This window comes from Cupriavidus basilensis, from assembly GCF_029335485.1.
GTDB lineage: Bacteria > Pseudomonadota > Gammaproteobacteria > Burkholderiales > Burkholderiaceae > Cupriavidus > Cupriavidus basilensis_E.
The window spans coordinates 1-17,582 of record NZ_JARJLM010000430.1 but is presented as its reverse complement, the minus strand read 5'-3'; the positions used below and the strand labels follow the sequence as shown (position 1 = coordinate 17,582).

General features: G+C 68.2%; 17 protein-coding genes and 1 pseudogene. 15 read left to right on the top strand and 3 right to left on the bottom strand.

Annotated features, from left to right (window positions below; all coding sequences use genetic code 11):
- Positions 1-95 precede the first annotated feature (95 nt).
- Together P3W85_RS25675 and waaC are read left to right on the top strand one after the other, a co-directional pair.
- Entirely contained in the window at positions 96-701 is a 606-nt protein-coding gene (locus tag P3W85_RS25675; protein WP_276266827.1) for a cysteine hydrolase family protein, read from the top strand.
- Positions 702-817: 116 nt separating this feature from the next.
- Positions 818-1,816 carry a lipopolysaccharide heptosyltransferase I gene (gene waaC / locus P3W85_RS25670; protein ID WP_276266826.1) on the top strand — a complete coding sequence of 333 codons (999 nt, stop codon included), beginning with the start codon at positions 818-820 and terminating at the stop codon, positions 1,814-1,816.
- A 66-nt stretch (positions 1,817-1,882) separates the two neighbouring features.
- On the opposite strand, the gene P3W85_RS25665 is transcribed toward waaC, so the two are convergent.
- Positions 1,883-2,479: a LysE family translocator gene (locus P3W85_RS25665; protein ID WP_276266825.1), complete on the bottom strand. Its 597-nt coding sequence runs from the start codon at positions 2,477-2,479 to the stop codon at positions 1,883-1,885.
- 108 nt (positions 2,480-2,587) lie between these two features.
- Here P3W85_RS25665 and P3W85_RS25660 point away from each other — a divergent pair, with 108 nt between their 5' ends.
- Positions 2,588-3,448 (top strand): LysR family transcriptional regulator, encoded by an 861-nt coding sequence (locus P3W85_RS25660; RefSeq protein WP_276266824.1) that lies wholly within the window; start codon positions 2,588-2,590, stop codon positions 3,446-3,448.
- 224 nt (positions 3,449-3,672) lie between these two features.
- Positions 3,673-4,794 (top strand): NADH:flavin oxidoreductase/NADH oxidase, encoded by a 1,122-nt coding sequence (locus P3W85_RS25655; RefSeq protein ID WP_276266823.1) that lies wholly within the window; start codon positions 3,673-3,675, stop codon positions 4,792-4,794.
- 115 nt (positions 4,795-4,909) lie between these two features.
- Here P3W85_RS25655 and P3W85_RS25650 read toward each other — a convergent pair whose 3' ends face one another.
- Positions 4,910-5,893, bottom strand: coding sequence for a Bug family tripartite tricarboxylate transporter substrate binding protein (locus P3W85_RS25650; protein ID WP_276266822.1), 984 nt, complete (start codon positions 5,891-5,893; stop codon positions 4,910-4,912).
- 99 nt (positions 5,894-5,992) lie between these two features.
- Positions 5,993-7,093, bottom strand: coding sequence for a porin (locus P3W85_RS25645; RefSeq protein WP_017225082.1), 1,101 nt, complete (start codon positions 7,091-7,093; stop codon positions 5,993-5,995).
- Between the two features lie 476 nt (positions 7,094-7,569).
- Between P3W85_RS25645 and P3W85_RS25640 the strand changes: the two genes are divergently transcribed.
- The 11 genes and pseudogenes from P3W85_RS25640 to P3W85_RS25590 form a co-directional block, all read left to right on the top strand.
- Positions 7,570-8,463, top strand: coding sequence for an alpha/beta fold hydrolase (locus tag P3W85_RS25640; RefSeq protein ID WP_276266821.1), 894 nt, complete (start codon positions 7,570-7,572; stop codon positions 8,461-8,463).
- A 273-nt stretch (positions 8,464-8,736) separates the two neighbouring features.
- Positions 8,737-9,042 (top strand): recombinase-like helix-turn-helix domain-containing protein, encoded by a 306-nt coding sequence (locus tag P3W85_RS25635; protein ID WP_276266820.1) that lies wholly within the window; start codon positions 8,737-8,739, stop codon positions 9,040-9,042.
- A gap of 104 nt (positions 9,043-9,146) precedes the next feature.
- Complete coding sequence (locus P3W85_RS25630; protein ID WP_276266819.1) at positions 9,147-10,214, top strand: aromatic ring-hydroxylating oxygenase subunit alpha; 1,068 nt, start codon at positions 9,147-9,149, stop codon at positions 10,212-10,214.
- A complete protein-coding gene (locus P3W85_RS25625) occupies positions 10,207-10,977 on the top strand; it encodes an SDR family oxidoreductase (protein ID WP_276266818.1) in 771 nt (256 codons plus the stop codon). The genes P3W85_RS25630 and P3W85_RS25625 overlap by 8 nt, the downstream gene beginning before the upstream one ends.
- Positions 10,978-10,994: 17 nt before the next feature.
- Positions 10,995-11,531 carry a cupin domain-containing protein gene (locus P3W85_RS25620; protein WP_017229226.1) on the top strand — a complete coding sequence of 179 codons (537 nt, stop codon included), beginning with the start codon at positions 10,995-10,997 and terminating at the stop codon, positions 11,529-11,531.
- Between the two features lie 60 nt (positions 11,532-11,591).
- The gene (locus P3W85_RS25615; RefSeq protein WP_276266817.1) at positions 11,592-12,422 is read left to right on the top strand and encodes an IclR family transcriptional regulator; all 831 of its coding nucleotides are present in this window, start codon (positions 11,592-11,594) and stop codon (positions 12,420-12,422) included.
- A 5-nt stretch (positions 12,423-12,427) separates the two neighbouring features.
- Positions 12,428-13,231 (top strand): SDR family oxidoreductase, encoded by an 804-nt coding sequence (locus tag P3W85_RS25610; RefSeq protein ID WP_276266816.1) that lies wholly within the window; start codon positions 12,428-12,430, stop codon positions 13,229-13,231.
- Positions 13,224-14,939 (top strand): thiamine pyrophosphate-binding protein, encoded by a 1,716-nt coding sequence (locus tag P3W85_RS25605; protein ID WP_276266815.1) that lies wholly within the window; start codon positions 13,224-13,226, stop codon positions 14,937-14,939. The genes P3W85_RS25610 and P3W85_RS25605 overlap by 8 nt, the downstream gene beginning before the upstream one ends.
- Positions 14,940-14,951: 12 nt before the next feature.
- The gene (locus P3W85_RS25600) at positions 14,952-15,758 is read left to right on the top strand and encodes an aspartate dehydrogenase (protein WP_276266814.1); all 807 of its coding nucleotides are present in this window, start codon (positions 14,952-14,954) and stop codon (positions 15,756-15,758) included.
- Between the two features lie 24 nt (positions 15,759-15,782).
- Entirely contained in the window at positions 15,783-17,255 is a 1,473-nt protein-coding gene (locus tag P3W85_RS25595; RefSeq protein WP_430869618.1) for an aldehyde dehydrogenase, read from the top strand.
- A gap of 45 nt (positions 17,256-17,300) precedes the next feature.
- A pseudogene (locus tag P3W85_RS25590) lies at positions 17,301-17,582 on the top strand (VOC family protein); the annotation flags it as partial.

The following is a 17,582-nucleotide window of genomic DNA, read 5'->3' as shown; positions in this document are numbered from 1 at the left end:
GGCGGTGTCTGCCGGAGGCTTCCGATGCACGCCGGCGCCCTTGCCCCTGGTTGCGCCGGCGTGCCAGACTCTCACTCACTTGGAAAGGAAACGTCATGGCCGCACCCTTCACCTTGCTCGACCTTGCCGGCGCCAGCCGCATGCCTTCGGCCTGGGAGGCCGCCGCGTTGGTGCTGATCGATCACCAGCGCGAGTACGTGGACGGCAAACTGCCGCTGACCGGCATCGCGGCCGCCACCGCAGCCTGCGGCGAGTTGCTGGCGCTGGCGCGCCGCCACGGCAGTCCGGTGGTGCACGTGGTGCATCACGGCAGGGCTGGCGGTGGCGGCGCCTTTGATCCCGAAAGCCACGGCGCGGCCATGATCGGAGGGCTGGAGCCACTGGCGGGCGAACATACCGTGGTCAAGGGCCTGCCCAATAGCTTCGCCGGCACCACGCTGGCGGCGCTGCTGGAGCGGCTCGGCCGCAAGGAGCTGATCGTGGCCGGCTTCCAGACCCATATGTGCGTCAGCGCCACGGTGCGTTCCGCGCTGGATCACGGCTACCGCAGCACGGTGGTGGCATCGGCCTGCGCCACGCGCGACCTGCCCGACCCGCTGGGCGGGGCGCCGGTCACGGCGGCCGAGCTCCACCGCATTTCGCTGGCGGCGCTGCACGACCGCTTTGCCACGGTGGTGGCCAGTCCCGCCGCCTGGGGCTGAGCGGCGAGCAGGGAGGCTGGCGCGCCGGCGCAAAAGATGCGCAGGCCAGGGGGCTGGTGCATACTACGGCCTCGCCGGACCCCGGCGCTTTCCCTGCAATCCGATTCGCCATCCAAATGAAACGCATTCTCCTCATCAAGATCACCTCGCTGGGCGACATGGTGCACACGCTGCCGCTGGTGTCCGACCTGCGCCGCGCCTATCCCGAGGCCAAGATCGACTGGGTGGCGGATGCATCCTGCGCCGATATTCCGCGCTGGGCGATCGGTGTGGACCGCGTGATCGCCCCGCCGCTGCGCGGCTTCAAGAAATCGCGCAGCTGGTCCGACCTGCGCGCCATCTTCGGTGCGCTGTGGCAATTGCGCCGCGAGAAATATGACGTGGTGGTGGATGTGCATGGCGTGTACAAAAGCGCCATCGTGGCCTGGCTGGCACGCTCGGGCCGCCGTCTTGGCTATGCCGCCGAGTATCTCGGCGAGGCGCGTGCCGTGTTCGCCTACACGCAGATCTTCGGCCCGCACGGCGACGCCACCGCGCGCCACAAGATGCGCATGGTGGTCGCCAATGCGCTCGGATACCCGCTCGATCCCGTCGAGCATTACGCACTGCGCGTTCCTGCGCCCGCCGTGCCGCTCAACGCCGACGGCGTGCCGCGCGCGATGCTGTTCCATGCGACCTCGGTAGAGGCCAAGAAATGGCCGGCGCAGCGCTGGATCGCGGTTGGCAGGACCCTGGCCGAACGGGGCTACAAGATCCAGCTGCCCTGGGGTTCGCCCGCCGAACGCGAGCAATCGGAGGCGCTGGCAGCCGAGATTCCCGGCGCCGAGGTGCTGCCGCGCATGACCATCACCGAATGCGCGCAGCGGGTGGACGCCGCCGCGCTGGTGGTGGGGACCGACACCGGTTTCGTGCATCTTTCCGATGCCCTGGGCAAGCCGTCGGTGATGCTGTTCACGGTGACCGACAGCCAGCACTTCGGCATCGACACCCCGGGACAGTCGGTCTCGCTGGGCGCCCGCGGCGTGGTGCCGGAAGTCGACGAGGTGCTGGCCGCCATCGACCGGGTCACGGGCGGGCAGGCCGGATCGCGGGAAACGGCGGTGCGGCAGGCCTGAGCCAGTCGCCGAGCGCGGCCAGCAGGTCCACGGTTTCCGCGAAGGCCGCGGTTTCCGGCAGGTTCGTCATGTTATCCACATGGGAATGATCGAGGCGGCCAGCAGCAGTCCAAGCAAGGCATTCAGGCAGCGCCACTGGCGCTCCGTGCGCAGCAGCCGGGAAAGCATCAGCCCGGCCAGGCACCAGAGCGACATCGATGCGGCGGCGGCGAAACCGAGGGCCGAGCCAAGCAGGATGGCAAGCTGCAGCGGCCCGCTCGCCAGCGCCGCGAAGGACGCGGCTGCCCCCAGCGCCATGGCCCAGCCCTTCGGGTTCAGCCATAGCAGGCACATGCCGCTCCAGAAGCGCGTCGGCGCCGCCAGCTCAGCCTGCAGGTTTGGCGATCCGCTTCGGGCGATCCGCCACGCCAGCCACAACAGGTAGGCGGAGCCGGCCAGATTCATCGCCGTGCGCAGCGAAGGTACCGCAAGTAGCAGACCGGCCAGTCCGATCGCCGCAGCGGCAGCGAGCGAGGCCAGGCCCACGGCGATGCCGGCCATCAGCGGCACCGAGCGGCGGAAGCCGAAACGCGCCCCGGAAGCGGTCGCCAGCGTGGTGGCGCCGCCAGGGGTGATGGTGGACACGATGGCGAACAAGGCAAGCGGGGCAACCGGGTCAGGCATGGCGGGCGTGGGCGGGCGAGTGCAGGGAGAGCCCAACTGTAGGGGGCCGTCTTGCATTAGGAAAGGCAATTCTCATAATGCCTGGCATTAGTAAATATAATGCCAGGCATGACCCGTCATCTCGATACCCGCATCGTGCGTACCTTCGTGGCTGTCGCGGAACATGCCAGCATGACCGCGGCGGCGAATGCCCTACATCTGACCCAGGGTGCCGTCAGCCAGCAGATCAAGCGGCTGGAGGACGATTTTGGCGCGGCCTTGTTCGAGCGCGGGCGAGGCGGCCTGCGCCTGACTCCCGCCGGTGAGCGCCTGCTGGGCAAAGCCAGGCAACTGCTGCACCTGAATGACGAAATCTGGGCCGGGATGATTGCCGGCACGGCGCCGGGCCAGGTGCGCCTGGGGGTGCCCTATGACCTGGTCGGAACCAGTCTCGCCCCCGTGCTTAAGGCCTACTCGGAAGCCCATCCCCAGGTGGAGATATCGTTGTGTTGCGCCGCTTCGCCGGATCTTGCCCGCGCGCTCGCCGATGGCCAGGTCGACCTGGCGGTGATCGAGGAGCCGGTGGGCCCTTCCGACGGCGAATGCCTGCGCGTGGAACGGCTGGTCTGGGTTGGCGCCAAGGGGGGCAAGGCCCGCCTGAAACGCCCGCTGCCCATCTCCATGGTTGCCGACACCTGCGCTTTCCGCCCGGCGGTGCTGTCCGCCCTGAGCGAGCACGGCACGCCGTGGCGCACCGTGTTCGAGAACGGCAACATCGATGCAACCACGGCCACGGTGCGCATGGACCTGGCGGTCACGGCATGGCTGGCGTCCACCGTGCCGGCCGACCTCGATATATTCGGCGCGGATTCCGGCCTGCCGGAACTGCCCAGCTTCGCCATCAACCTGCACCTGCCCCGGCATGGCGCACAGCCGGCGGCACGGGAATTCGGGGACTTCATTCGCGAGGGCCTGCTGCGAGGGCGATAGCGGGCCTGCCGCTTCGCCTCGCTGCCGAGCATTCGATGCAGCGCCCGCGGCACCCCTGTGTCATCCGGTTCTTTGTCCTTGCCAGCGTGCGCAGGCCGCGGACGGTTGCCACGTATTGAAGGCCTGCCTTCTAGAATGAACGGGATCCGGGGGTCGGCGCAAGTGCCCCGCACCGCATTCTTCCCGCATGGCATCGCATGCCATGCACAGCACGGAGCCGCTCCATGAGTCAAAGCCAATTGTTCCAACCGTTTTCGATCGGCCGGCTGCGGCTGGAGAACCGCATCGTCATCGCGCCGATGTGCCAGTATTCGGCCGTAGAGGGCTGCGCCGGCGACTGGCACATGATCCACCTCGGCCAGCTTGCGATTTCCGGCGCAGGGCTGCTGATCATCGAGGCGTCGGCGGTCTCGCCGGAAGGGCGCATCACGCCGGGAGACCTCGGCCTTTATTCGGATGCGAGCGAGGCCGCGCTGGCGAAGGTGATTGCCGCCGCCAGGGCGCATTCGCCGATTGCGCTGGCGATACAGGTCTCGCATGCCGGGCGCAAGGCTTCAAGCCACGTGCCATGGGAAGGCGGCCGCCAGATCCGTCCCGGCGAGCCGGACGGCTGGAAGACGGTGGCGCCATCCGCGCTGCCGCACGCGCAGGGCGAGGATGTACCGGTGGCGCTGGATCGCGCGGGCATGGAGCGGATCAGGGAAGACTTCGTCGCCACCGCCAGGCGCGCCGCGGGTCTCGGGCTCGACGGCATCGAGATCCATGCCGCCCATGGCTACCTGCTGCATCAGTTCCTGTCGCCGCTGGCAAACCAGCGCGATGACGCCTATGGCGGCAGCCTGGCGAACCGGATGCGCTTTCCGCTCGAAGTGTTCGACGCGGTGCGCTCGGCATTTCCCGCCGACAAGCCTGTGTGGGTGCGGATCTCCGCCACCGACTGGGTGCCCGGCGGATGGGATATCGAGGGCACGGTGGCGCTGTCGAAGGCGCTGGAGGCACGCGGCTGCGCGGCGATCCATGTCACCACCGGCGGCGTCTCGCCGGCCCAGGCCATCAAGCTGGGGCCGGGCTACCAGGTGCCTTATGCGCAGCGGGTCAAGGCCGAGGTCGGCTTGCCGACCCTCGCGGTGGGGCTGATCACCGAGCCGGAGCAGGCGGAGGCCATCATTGCCAACGGCGAAGCCGATGCGGTCTCGCTGGCGCGCGCGATGCTCTACGATCCGCGCTGGCCCTGGCATGCCGCGGCCAGGCTCGGCGCGCAGGTGCATGCGCCGAAGCAATACTGGCGCTCGCAGCCGCGCGAGTACAAGGATCTGTTTATCGACGCGAGCTTCGGGCAGCGATAGGCGGCTTCGGCTGCTGATCACGGCGCTCTTTCCGCCCGCCGCACCAGGCGGCGGGCGGGGGCGCCCAGAACGTGGCAAGGCGGCCGGCTCCCGCCCAATGCACGTGCCAGCTCGCTTAGTCCGCCTGGATGCCAAACTCCTTGACGATTTTCGCGTATCGCGTCGAATCCGATGCGATCAGCCTGCCCAGCGCAGCAGGCTCGCCGCCCACCGGCGTGACCGCGATGGTGGCCATGCGCGCGACCACGTCAGGCATCTTCAGGATGTCGTTGACGTGGCCGTTGAGCGTCTTCACCAGTTCGGGCGAAAGGCCCTTCGGCGCCAGCAGCGCCTGCCAGGCACCCACTTCCACATCCTTGTAGCCGAGTTCGGCAAGCGTTGGTACGTTCGGCGCGAACGGCGAACGCTTGCCGTCCGCCACGGCCAACGGCACGATGCCGCCGGTCGCGATGTACTGCGCCACCGCTCCGAGCGTGGAGTAGGTCATCGGCACCTGGCCGCCAAGCACGTCGACCACCGCCGGCGCGGTGCCGCGATAGGGCACCTGCGCGATCTTCACGCCCGCGGCCCGGTTGAACAGCTCGCCAAGGATATGCATGGGCGAGCCATTGCCCGGGCTGGCATAGGCCTGCACGCCGCCGGCCTTGGCGCGCGCGACCAGCTCGGGCAGCTTCGTGATGCCGGTGCCCTTGTTGACCACCACGAAGAGCGACTGGGTGCCCAGCTGGGCAACCGGTGTGAAGTCGTTGCGCACGTCGTAGCTCGCGCCGGTGCCGCTCCTTAGCACCAGCGGCGCGATGGCGACGGTGTTGGGCGCAACCAGCAGGGTATAGCCATCGGGCGCCGCCTTGGCGACGTAGGCGCTGCCGATCGTTCCTGCCGCGCCAGTACGGTTTTCGACCAGCACGGACTGGCGCAGCCGGGCGGCAAGTTTTTCGGCAAGCAGGCGGGCGAGCACGTCGGTGTCGCCGCCGGCCGGATAGGCAACCACCAGCGTCACGGGTTTGTTGGGATAGGCCTGCGCGCAGGCGGCGCCTGCCGCCGCCATGGCGGCGAGGGCCGCGCAGGCGGCAAACAGTTTGCGGGTTGCGAGCTTCATGAAGAAATGCCTCCAGATTGACTTCGTGCCGGGAGGCGGCGCACGGCGCGCCTGGCATCCCGGCTTGTGCCGCGCGGTGACGCGCCGGTGCGCCGGTGCTCAGAACGTGTGCTTGATGCCGAGCATCGCGCCCAGCTGCGACCCGCCCGGCCGCGGGTTGGAGCCCGGCGAGCCGCCGCTCACCGACATGGCGAGCTGGCCGCCGTTGTCGATGAAGCCTGCCGTGGCATACACGGACGTGCGCTTGGAGAAGGCGTAGGTGCCGCGCAGCGCGTACAGCAATGCCTTGTTGTCGCTGTTGTGGTACTTGAGGTAGTAGACCTGGCCGGCCAGCGTGAACGCCGGCGTGATGTCGTACGCCAGGCCGGTGTACCAGAGTTCGCTGCGCGGCGTGGTGCTGCCCTGGTTGTCGCGGCGGATCACGCCCGCGCCGATCTTGGTCCGGGACAGCAGCATGTAGCCGTTGAGCGAAAGCCGGTTGTCGGACAGGCTGCTGCTGGTCAGGCCGCCGAACGCACCGGGGCCGCCGCGCAGCGAGTCGTAGGCCGCGCCCACGCCCCACCATTTGTTGTCGTACTGGAGCAGTGCGGACCATTCGCGGCATTGCGTGCTGTTGGCGGCATTCTCGCCGGCGCAGTTGGTGCCGGACGGGCTCGGGCCTGCATTCACGGTGTCGCGGCCGAAACTATAGGTGGCGCCCACCGTCACGCCGCCAAAGGTGCCCTTGTACGAAATCGCGTTGTCGGCGCGGGTGTTCGGCAGGTAGCTGTCGAGCGAGCCTGAGCCGTACACATTGGGCCCGAGGATGTCCGGGTCCAGCGTTGCCCAGAACAGCATGGTGTACTGGCGGCCCAGGGCGATCTGGCCCCAAGGCCCGGACAGGCCCACCAGCGCCTGCCTGCCGAACAGCCGGCCGCCCTGGTTGGCCGCGCCGGTATCCGGCCCGAACCCGGATTCGAGCACGAACAGGCTCTTGAGCCCGCCACCAAGGTCCTCGGTCCCGCGAATGCCCCAGCGCGACGGCACCGTGCCCGTCAGGTTCGGCATGCGGACCAGGTTGTCCTTGGCCGCGCCGACGTTGTTCACATATTCGATGCCGGTATCGACGACGCCATACAGCGTCACCGACTGGGCCGAGGCAAGCATGGGCATCGCTGCCAGCGCGGCCAGTGCGGCCAGTGCGATCCGTCCAGGTTTCATTTATCGATTCCTCTCTTTTCCGCCATTCGTGTAGTGGGCGCCGCATGGCTTCGCGGGGCCGTTTCGGGCCGGGAGGGCGCATGTTCATGCACTTGCCGGCCTCTTGTGTTTTATATATAAAACAACAGATTACATAAGAAACAACGAGCAAAATATAGCTGTTCGTTTCGTGAAAAACAGGGGCGGGAAATCCCTAGTGATGTGGGTACGCGACGGCAGGCTGGGGGCCAGCGGTGATCCTGGGTGCCCAGACCTGCACCGCGCGTGGAGCCAGCGAGGCGGCGCCGGTTCCCCGAGAGCCGCCCGTGCGCTGGCTGCCAGGGAAGGGCGGCTGAAAAGCCAGGGCCGCGCGCGGCCGGCGGCCCGTCGCGCACGGGTTGCCGGCGAATTTTTTCGCAAGGGGTTAACCCGGATCAATTTCCGCGAGCAGCCGGTCTATATTTCCTAGGTTTTATTTGCAAACCATAGTTTCATATATGAAACAAAACAATCAGACGATGCCGCCCCAGCCGACCGCCGAACTGCTCCGTGCCCTGGATAGCGGCTTTACCGAGCGGCGCGTGGCCGTCGGTGCCGACGGCGCGCAGATGGCCTACCGGTGCGGCGGCGGCCGTGGCCCCTTGGTGGTGCTGCTGCACGGCATCAGTTCGGGGGCGGCCTCCTGGCTGCCATGCGCGAGCCTGCTGGCGGCCGATGCCCGCGTGATCGCCTGGGACGCGCCCGGCTATGGCAATTCGCAAGCCTTGCCCGGCGCGGCGCCCACCGCGGCCGATTACGCGCAGCGTCTGCAGGCACTGCTGCACGCGCTGGACCTGCGGCCCGATGTGATCGTCGGGCATTCGCTGGGCGCGCTGATGGCCGCGGCCTACATTGCGCAGGCCGGGCCGGCGCAGCTCCCCGCGCGCTTGCTGCTGCTCAGCCCGGCCCAGGGCTACGGCGGCCCCGGCAAGGAAGGCAAGGCGCAGGAAGTGGCGCGCCAGCGGCTCGATGCGCTGGCGGCGCTGGGCGTGGAAGGCCTGGCGGAGCGGGGTCCGGGCCGCCTGTTGAGTGCGGCGGCCAGCGCCGACGCGCAGGCGTGGGTGCGCTGGAATATGCGGCGGCTGGATCCCGACGGTTACCGGCAAGCGGTGGCCATGCTGTGCGGCGATGCCATTGACGATTACCTCGGGCGCCGGGCGCCGGGCGTCAGCGTCTGGGCCGGCTGCGGTGCGCTGGACGTCGTAACGCCGCCGCCTGGCTGCGCAGCGCTGGCCGAGCGCTTTGGCTTGCCCTTCGAACTGATCCCGGACGCGGGCCATGCCTGCTACGTCGAGCAGGCCCGATCGGTGGCGCGCTGGATTCGCAGCGGGCTCGCCGGGTACGCTATCTGAAGGCTGGCTGCGGCGGGTCCGCAGCCCTGCAGCGCCTTGATCGGCGCCTTGAGCGGCACCTTGAGCGGCGAATCGGCCGGCCGGCTTTCCTCCGCCGCCCCGGCCCCGAGTCGACTTCGCATCGCATCGGCATATCTCCGGGGTAAACCCCAATCTATTTTTGAAGTTTCGTTGCCTATAGTGGTGTTTGTGTTCAATATTTAAATCAGCGTTTTATAGGTAAAACAAAACGCTCGATAGGCAGACTGGCAACAAGGTCAAAGGAGCAGCGCAATGGAGAACCTCGCATACAACCCGAATCTGGCGCCCTGGGAGCGCCCGGCTCCGAACAATGTCGCCGGCAAGGGCCATATCGAGCAGCCGGGCAAGGTGCGCAACATCGTGTGGCAGACCCGCGCCGCCGCCCCCACCGCTTACGAAGACGCGCTCGGCGATGCCCTGGAAGCCGCCTTCGAAGCCGGCGCCAGGAATCCGGAAGAGATCGTGCGTGCGTTCAACCAGGCCGGCCTGCTGGGCGCCGATGGCCAGGCCTGGACCGAAGCACGTTTCCTCGCCGAAATGCGCCGCCTGGGCGCCTGAGAGGCAGTTCAAGAACATCAACGCGATGGGTCACGGCGGGCGGCGCAACAAGGCGCGCCCAGCGGAAACAGCGACCCGATCCGGTACCCGCAAGAGAGCAAACAATGGAATCGAACAAGCAAGCGCGTGCTGAGGCGCGCCTGAACACCGGTCTGCATAACTACTGGTATCCGGTATCGGCGGCGTGGGCAGTCACGCATGCGCCGATCGGCATTACGCGCCTGGGCCAGAACATCGTGCTATGGCGCGATGGCGACGGCCAGGTGCACGCGCTTGAAGACCGCTGCCCGCACCGCGGCGCGCGCCTGTCGATGGGTTGGAACCTCGGCGACCGCGTGGCCTGCTGGTACCACGGCGTGGAGGTCGGCGGCGACGGCCAGGTCAAGAGCGTGCCGGCCGTGGACAGCTGCCCGCTCGAAGGCAAGACCTGCGTGCGCAGCTATCCCGTGCAGGAAAAAGCCGGCGCCATCTTCCTGTGGTTCGGCGAGCGCCCCCCGGTGCAAGGCGAGGGCGGTGCCGATGCGCTGCGCCTGCCGGAAGAACTGGAGAGCGACGAGCACAGCAACTTCCTGTGCGTGGCGCATTGGGACTGCAACTACCGCTACGCCATCGACAACGTGATGGACCCGATGCACGGCGCTTACCTGCATGCGGTCTCGCACTCGATGGCCGCTGGCGAGAAGCAGGCCGTGATGGCCGTGCGCGAGACCGACACCGGGCTGGTGTTCGAGAAGACCGGCCAGCGCGGCGTGAACTTCGACTGGGTGGAATTCGGCGAGACCGGCACCCCGTGGCTGCGCCTGGCGATTCCCTACCGCGCCAAGGTCGGTCCCGGCGGCCCCTTCGGCATCGTCGGCATTGCCACGCCGGTGGATGAGGCGCACTGCATGGTGTTCTTCTGGCGCACCCGCCACGTGCAGGGCTGGGAGCGCGATGTGTGGCGTTTCCTGTACCGCAACCGCCTGGAAGGCCTGCACTGGGACGTGCTGGAGCAGGACCGCGTGGTGCTGGAAATGATGGCGCCGAACGCACGCGATCATGAAACGCTGTACCAGCACGATGTGGGCATCACGCGTGTGCGTCGCCTGCTGCGCCGCCGCGCCGACCAGGAAGTCGCCGACGAACCGGTCGCCATGCTCAAGCCGGTGGGTGGGGTGGCAAGCCATGCCTGAGATCGATCGCAACAAGCTGCTGGCCGGCCGCCGCGTGCTGGTGACCGGCGCGGCGCGCGGGCTCGGCCTGGCCTTTGCCACGGCGATCGCCGAAGCCGGCGCGGCCGTAGCGATGGCAGACATCCTCGCCGACCGCTTGCAGGAGGAAGCCGCCGCCATGCAGGCCCGTGGCCTGAAGGTGCTGCCGCTCGCGCTCGACCTTGGCAACCCGGAATCGGTGACGGCCTGCGCGGCCGCCGCAGCGGCCGGTCTCGGCGGCCTGGACGGCCTCGTCAACAATGCCGCCGTCACCGACTCCGGCGGACGCGACGCCAGCGCCATCGACATCGCCACCTGGGACCGCGTGATGAACATCAACGTGCGCGGCACCTGGCTGATGACCACCGCCTGCCTGCCGGCGCTGCGCGCTTGCGGCCGCGGCGCCATCGTCAACCTCGCGTCGGACACGCCGCTGTGGGGCGCGCCCAACCTGCTGGCCTACGTGGCCAGCAAGAGCGCCATCATCGGCATGACCCGGTCGCTGGCGCGCGAGCTGGGCGACGACCAGGTCACGGTCAACGCCATCGCGCCGGGACTGACCCTGGTGGAAGCCACCGAATACGTGCCCCAGAAGCGGCGCGACCTGTATCGCGAGCAGCGCGCGATTTCCCGCGAACAGCTACCCGAGGACGTATCCGGGGCCGTGCTGTTTGCTCTCTCCGACCTGTCCCGCTTCGTGACAGGCCAGACGCTGGCCGTCAACGGCGGCTTCGTCATGCACTGAGCCTAGAAGGAATCCAAATGAGCGATCTTTCCCAACAAGACAACATCAAGCGTTCCTGGGAGCAGCCGTCCGGCGCTTCCTTCGACCAGTGGATGGAGAGCCGCGTGGCGCGTTTCTCCACCCGCCGCTACGACTGGGACGCGCTGAAGTTCCAGGCTGACTACGATCCCAAGTACCGCCGCGCGCAGATGCGCTATCTCGGTACCGGCGGCACCGGCGTGGCAGCGGATACCAATACCGTGCCGTCCGAGAACTTCACCTTCTCGACCATGATCATCCCGGCCGGGCATGAAGGCCCGTCGCACCTGCACACGGACGTGGAAGAAGTCTTCTTCGTCCTGCGCGGCAAGATCAAGCTGATCCTGGAAAAGGACGGCGAGCGTTTCGAAACCATCCTGACCGACCGCGACCTGGTCTCGGTGCCGCCGGGCGTGTACCGCGAGGAAATCAATATCGGCGAGGAAGATGCGCTGATGTGCGTGATGCTCGGCGCCAGGAAGCCGATCACGCCGACCTACCCGCCCGAGCATCCGCTCACCAAGGTCAAGCGCTAAGCGGCGCATGGCCGGTACCCCGTCCCGGGGCGCCGGCCCAATTGAAACAGAAGCCATCCCATGACTCAAGAACGCCTTCCGGAAGACAGCCAGGACAAGTACATCGTGCCGGGACTGGAGCGCGGCCTGCGCCTGCTGGCCGAGTTCAGCCGCCGCGACCGCAGCCTGTCGGCGGCCGACCTGGCGCGCCGGCTCAAGGTGCCGCGCTCCACGGTGTTCCGCCTGCTGGCCACGCTGGAAATGATGGGCTTTGTCGAGCGCACCGACGGCGGCCGCGACTACCGTCTCGGCATGGCGGTGCTGCGCCTGGGCTTCGAGTACCTGGCTTCGCTGGAACTCACCGAGCTGGGACGCCCGCTGCTGGACCGCCTGCGCGACGACATCCGCTACCCGTGCAACCTGGTGGTGCGCGACGGCCGCTCGATCGTCTATGTGGCCAAGTCGGTGGCGCCCACGCCGTTCAGCAGCTCGGTCACGGTGGGGACGCGCCTGCCGGCGCATGCCACCGTGCTCGGGCGCGTGCTGCTCGAGGATCTGACGCTGGCCGAGTTGCGCCAGCTCTATCCCGAGCCGCGGCTGGAAGCGTTCTCGCCCAGCACGCCGGGTACGGTCGAAGAATTGTTCGAGATGGTGCAGCGCGACCGCGAGCGCGGGGTGGTCCTGCAGGAAGCCTTCTTCGAAGCCAGTATCTCGACCATCGCGGCGCCGGTGCGGGACCGCAGCTGCAAGGTGGTCGCGGCGCTCGGCGTCACCATCCCGGCCTCGCGCATCGATCCGGAGCAGCTGGACATGATGGAAGAGAAAGTCAGAGACACCGCGGGCGAGTTGTCTCGCCTGCTGGACTACCGGCCGCGCGAGCACGGCAAGGTGGTCAACCTGTATCGGGAGTGAGGACGATGTCCATGATTGAACTCGACGGCAAGGTCGCCGTCGTCACGGGTGGGTCCTCGGGCATCGGCCTGGCCACCGTCGAACTGCTGCTGGAGGCCGGCGCCGCGGTGGCGCTGTGCGGCCGCAACGAAACGCGGCTGCGCGAAGCGCAAGCCGGCCTGCGCGCACGCTTCCCGGATGCCCGCCTGTATGCCGCCGCCTGCGACGTGCTGGAGCCTGCGCAGGTGGCAGCCTTCGCCGCTGCGAGCGAAGCTGCGCTCGGCCCGGCCGACATGCTGGTCAACAATGCCGGACAGGGCCGTGTCTCCACCTTCGCCAGCACCGAGGACGCGGCATGGCTCGAAGAGTTGCAGCTCAAGTTCTTCTCGGTGATTCATGCCACGCGCGCCTTCCTTGCGCAGCTGGAGCGTTCCGGCTGCGGTGCCATCGTCTGCGTGAACTCGCTGCTGGCCGTGCAACCCGAGCCGCATATGGTGGCAACGTCGGCAGCGCGTGCCGGCGTGCATAACCTGGTGCGCTCGCTGGCCACCGAATTCGCCCCCAAGGGCATCCGCGTCAACGGCATCCTGCTCGGCCTGGTCGAGTCGGGCCAGTGGCGCCGGCGTTTCGAAGCACGCCCGGAGGCCGAGCGCGAGCTCGACTGGGCCGCGTGGACCGCGCGCCTGGCGCAGCAAAAACATATTCAACTTGGCCGTCTTGGCCTGCCGCAGGAAGCCGCGCGCGCGATCCTGTTCCTTGCCTCGCCGTTGTCTTCGTACACCACGGGCAGCCATATCGATATTTCCGGAGGACTTTCCCGTCATGCGTAACGAACAGCAACAAGTCACGGTGGGCTACGCCATCGCCGCCTTCCTCGAACAATGCGGCGTCAAGGCAGCGTTCGGCGTGATCTCGATCCACAACATGCCCATCCTCGACGCGATGGGCGAGCGCGGCAAGATCCGCTTCGTCCCCGCGCGCGGCGAAGCGGGCGGCACCAACATGGCCGACGCCTGCGCCCGCACCACCGGCGGCCTCGGCGTCTGCCTGACCAGCACCGGCACCGCCGCCGGCAATGCCGCCGGCGCCATGGTGGAAGCCCTCACCGCCGGCACGCCGCTGCTGCACCTGACCGGCCAGATCGAAACGCCTTACCTGGACCGGAGCCTCGCCTACATCCACGAAGCCCCCGACCAGTTGACCATGCTGAAGGCCATCTCCAAGGCCGCCTTCCGCATCCGCAGCGCGGACACCGCGCTGAGCACGATCAAGCTGGCCGTGCAGACCGCGCTGACCGCGCCGAGCGGCCCCGTCAGCGTGGAGATTCCCATCGACATCCAGGCCGCGCTGATCCCGATGCCGACCGACCTGCGTCCGCTGGCGATTCCTACCCACGTGCCTGCGGCACATGCGCTGGACGAACTGGCCGAGCGCCTGGCCAAGGCAAAACGCCCGCTGCTGTGGCTGGGCGGCGGCGCGCGCCACGCCGGCGCGCAGGTCAAGCGCCTGCTGGCGCTGGGCTTCGGCGTGGTCACCAGCACGCAAGGCCGGGGCATCGTGGCGGAAGACGATCCCCGTTCGCTGGGCGCATTCAACCTGCACAAGCCGGTGGAACAGTTCTATCAGACCTGCGACGCCATGCTGGTGGTGGGCTCGCGCCTGCGCGGCAATGAAACGCTCAAGTACGAACTGAAGCTGCCGCGCCCGCTGTTCCGCGTGGATGCCGATGCCTCCGCCGAAGGCCGCTGCTACCAGAGCGACTACTTCGCCAGCGGCGATGCGGCGCTGGCGCTCGAGGGCCTGGCCGACCGCCTGGAGGGCAAGCTCAAGGTGGACCCGGCATTCGCCGCCGACCTGCGCCGCGCGCATGAGACCGCCATGGGCGGCCTGATCGATGGCCTGGGTCCGTATTCGGCGCTGGTGGACGCGCTGCAGGGCGCGGTAGGCCGCAATTTCAACTGGGTGCGCGACGTCACCGTTTCCAACAGCACCTGGGGCAATCGCCAGCTGCGTATCTTCGATTCCCGTGCCGGCGTGCATGCGCTAGGCGGTGGCATCGGCCAGGGCCTGGCGATGGGCATCGGTGCGGCAGTCGGCGCGGCGGTCACGTCTTCCGGCAAGAAGACCTTCTGCCTGGCCGGCGACGGCGGCTTCATCCTGAACCTGGGCGAACTCGCCACCGCGGTCCAGGAACGCGCCGACGTGGTCTTCGTGCTGATGAACGACAAGGGCTACGGCGTGATCAAGAACATCCAGGACGCGCAGTACGGCGGACGGCGCCACTACGTGGACCTGCACACGCCGGACTATGCACAGCTGTCGCAAGCGCTGGCCTTGCGCCATCGCCGCGTCAGCAACCTGGCGGAGGTCGGCGCCGCGCTGGAAGAAGCCACCGTCGAACCCGGCCCGTTCCTGCTGGAGATCGACATGCTGTCCATCGGCACCTTCAAGACCGCTTTCGCCGGCCCGCCGGTCAACAAGGAAGCCGATGCTGAAAACACCGCTCGCGCGGCCGAACGCAGCACCGTGACCGCCTGAGGGGGACGCAACATGCTGCACGTGTCGATGGTGGGATGCGGGGCGATCGGGCTCGGTGTGCTCGAGCTGCTCAAGAACGATCCCGACGTGGTGTTCGACGTGGTGGTGGTGCCCGAAGCCCAGATGGATCAGGCTCGCCACGCCGTCTCCGCGCTGGCGCCGCACGCTCGCGTCGCCACCTGCCTGAGCCAGGCCGACGGACGGCCCGACCTGCTGGTGGAGTGCGCCGGCCACCAGGCGCTGGAGGAGCACATCGTGCCGGCGCTGGAGCGCGGCATCGCCTGCATGGTGGTGTCGGTGGGCGCGCTCTCCGAGCCGGGTCTGGCCGAGCGGCTGGAAGCGGCGGCGCGGCGTGGCGGCACCCAGGTGCAGCTGCTCTCCGGCGCGATCGGCGCCATCGACGCGCTGGCCGCGGCGCGCGTTGGCGGTCTGGACTCGGTGGTCTACACCGGGCGCAAGCCGCCCGGCGCATGGAAGGATACGCCGGCCGAGGCGCTGTTCGACCTCGACGCGCTGACCGAGGCCACGGTGATCTTCGAAGGGACCGCCCGCGAAGCGGCGCGGCTCTACCCGAAGAACGCCAATGTGGCGGCCACGCTGTCGGTGGCCGGGCTCGGGCTGGATCAAACGCAGGTCAAGCTGCTGGCCGATCCGGGCGTGATTGAAAACGTGCACCACGTCGACGCGCGCGGCGCCTTCGGCGGTTTCGAGCTGACCATGCGCGGCAAGCCGCTGGCGGCGAACCCAAAGACTTCAGCGCTGACGGTGTTCAGCGTGGTGCGTGCGCTGGGCAACCGTGCCCACGCCATGTCGATCTAAGCAGGGCCCAGCAAGGCAATCATCATGAAGCAAGAGATTCTACCCATCTGCATCGCAGGCCAGTGGCGCCTGGGCGGCGGCGAACGCTACGCCACACGCTATCCGGCCACCGGCGAGGTCGTCGCTGAACTGAACGCGGCCAGCCTGGACGACGTGGAAGAGGCGGTGCAGGGCGCGCATCGCGCCTTCCTCACCAGCGGCTGGGCCCAGCGCAAGCCGCACGAGCGCGCAGCCGTGCTGCATCGCGTGGCCGACCTGATCCGCGCGCGCGCCGAGCCTCTCGCGCAGCGCCAGCGCCTGGACAACGGCAAGCCCATCAGCGAGACGCGCGCGCTGGTGGCCAGCGCCGCCGGCACCTTCCAGTTCTTCGCCGCCGCCTGCGAGACGCTGGAGGAGACGCTCACGCCCGCCCGCGGTGATTTCCTCACCATGAGCGTGCATGAAGCCATGGGCGTGGTGGCGGCGATCACGCCGTGGAACTCGCCCATCGCCAGCGAGGCGCAGAAGCTGGCGCCCGCGCTGGCCGCCGGCAACGCGGTGGTGATCAAGCCCGCCGAGATCACGCCGCTGATGGCGCTGGAGCTCGCTTCGATCTGCGAGGAAGCCGGTGTGCCCAAGGGCCTCATCAGCGTGCTGCCCGGCAAGGGCTCGGTGATCGGCGACGCCATCACCAAGCATCCGCTGGTGCGCCGCGTGTCCTTTACCGGCGGCACCGCCACGGGACGCCATATCGCCCACATCGCCGCCGACAAGATGATGCCGGTGTCGCTGGAGCTCGGCGGCAAGTCGCCCACCATGGTGTTCGAGGACGCGGACCTGGACCACGCCGTCAACGGCGTGCTCTACGGCATCTTCAGCTCCTCGGGCGAATCCTGCATCGCCGGCTCGCGGCTGTTCGTGGCACGTTCCTTGTATGAGCCGTTCATGGACCGCCTGGCCGAGAGCGCTGCGCGCCTGCGCGTGGGCGACCCGGCCGACGAACGCACCCAGATGGGGCCGCTGATCAGCGACCGCCATCGCGACTCGATCGAATCGTATGTGGCGCTCGGCGTGTCCGAAGGCGGCCAGCTGCGCACCGGCGGCTTGCGTCCCACGGTGGCGGGATGCGAGAACGGCTACTTCTACACGCCGACCATCATCGAAGGACTGGATAACAGCGCCCGCGTGTGCCAGGAGGAAATTTTCGGGCCGGTGCTGGTGGCGATGGCCTTCGACGACGAGGACGACCTGATCGCGCAGGCCAACGACAGCGTGTACGCGCTGGCGGCCGGCGTGTGGACGCGCGACTACAAGCGCGCCTGGCGCTTCGCGCGCGCGGTGCAGGCCGGCAATGTGTGGATCAATACGTACAAGCAGTTCTCGATCTCGACGCCGTTCGGCGGCTGGCGCGACAGCGGCCTGGGCCGCGAGAAAGGACGACTGGGCATCCTGCAGTACATGGAGCAGAAGAGCGTGTACTGGGGCATGCATGAGCAACCGCTGCCGTGGGCTAACTAAGCGAGCATGCCGACGTTGGACACGACACAGCAGGAGATGGGAACAATGAACACGATTCTGGGCATCGACGAGATCGTCTACGGTGCCGACGACCTGGACGCCTGCCGGCGCTTCTTCGCCGACTGGGGCCTCACGCTGGTGCGCGAGGACGCGGCCGGGCTGGACTTCGAAACGCTCAACGGCTGCCGCGTGCTGGTGCGCCGCACCGATGACCCGGCATTGCCGGCGGCGATGGAAGACGGCCCGACGCTGCGCGAAGTGGTGTGGGGCGTGGACACGCAGGCCGCGCTGGACATGATCGCTGATGCGATTCGCGCCGAGGCTGGC

Coding starts and splice junctions, on each gene's coding strand:
- P3W85_RS25675 (WP_276266827.1), top strand. CDS start 96: ATGGCCGCACCCTTCACCTTGCTCGACCTTGCCGGCGCCAGCCGCATG.
- P3W85_RS25645 (WP_017225082.1), bottom strand. CDS start 7,093: ATGAAACCTGGACGGATCGCACTGGCCGCACTGGCCGCGCTGGCAGCG.
- P3W85_RS25600 (WP_276266814.1), top strand. CDS start 14,952: ATGCTGCACGTGTCGATGGTGGGATGCGGGGCGATCGGGCTCGGTGTG.
- P3W85_RS25620 (WP_017229226.1), top strand. CDS start 10,995: ATGAGCGATCTTTCCCAACAAGACAACATCAAGCGTTCCTGGGAGCAG.
- P3W85_RS25605 (WP_276266815.1), top strand. CDS start 13,224: ATGCGTAACGAACAGCAACAAGTCACGGTGGGCTACGCCATCGCCGCC.
- P3W85_RS25650 (WP_276266822.1), bottom strand. CDS start 5,893: ATGAAGCTCGCAACCCGCAAACTGTTTGCCGCCTGCGCGGCCCTCGCC.
- P3W85_RS25655 (WP_276266823.1), top strand. CDS start 3,673: ATGAGTCAAAGCCAATTGTTCCAACCGTTTTCGATCGGCCGGCTGCGG.
- P3W85_RS25630 (WP_276266819.1), top strand. CDS start 9,147: ATGGAATCGAACAAGCAAGCGCGTGCTGAGGCGCGCCTGAACACCGGT.
- P3W85_RS25640 (WP_276266821.1), top strand. CDS start 7,570: ATGAAACAAAACAATCAGACGATGCCGCCCCAGCCGACCGCCGAACTG.
- P3W85_RS25610 (WP_276266816.1), top strand. CDS start 12,428: ATGTCCATGATTGAACTCGACGGCAAGGTCGCCGTCGTCACGGGTGGG.
- waaC (WP_276266826.1), top strand. CDS start 818: ATGAAACGCATTCTCCTCATCAAGATCACCTCGCTGGGCGACATGGTG.
- P3W85_RS25625 (WP_276266818.1), top strand. CDS start 10,207: ATGCCTGAGATCGATCGCAACAAGCTGCTGGCCGGCCGCCGCGTGCTG.
- P3W85_RS25665 (WP_276266825.1), bottom strand. CDS start 2,479: ATGCCTGACCCGGTTGCCCCGCTTGCCTTGTTCGCCATCGTGTCCACC.
- P3W85_RS25660 (WP_276266824.1), top strand. CDS start 2,588: ATGACCCGTCATCTCGATACCCGCATCGTGCGTACCTTCGTGGCTGTC.
- P3W85_RS25615 (WP_276266817.1), top strand. CDS start 11,592: ATGACTCAAGAACGCCTTCCGGAAGACAGCCAGGACAAGTACATCGTG.
- P3W85_RS25595 (WP_430869618.1), top strand. CDS start 15,783: ATGAAGCAAGAGATTCTACCCATCTGCATCGCAGGCCAGTGGCGCCTG.
- P3W85_RS25635 (WP_276266820.1), top strand. CDS start 8,737: ATGGAGAACCTCGCATACAACCCGAATCTGGCGCCCTGGGAGCGCCCG.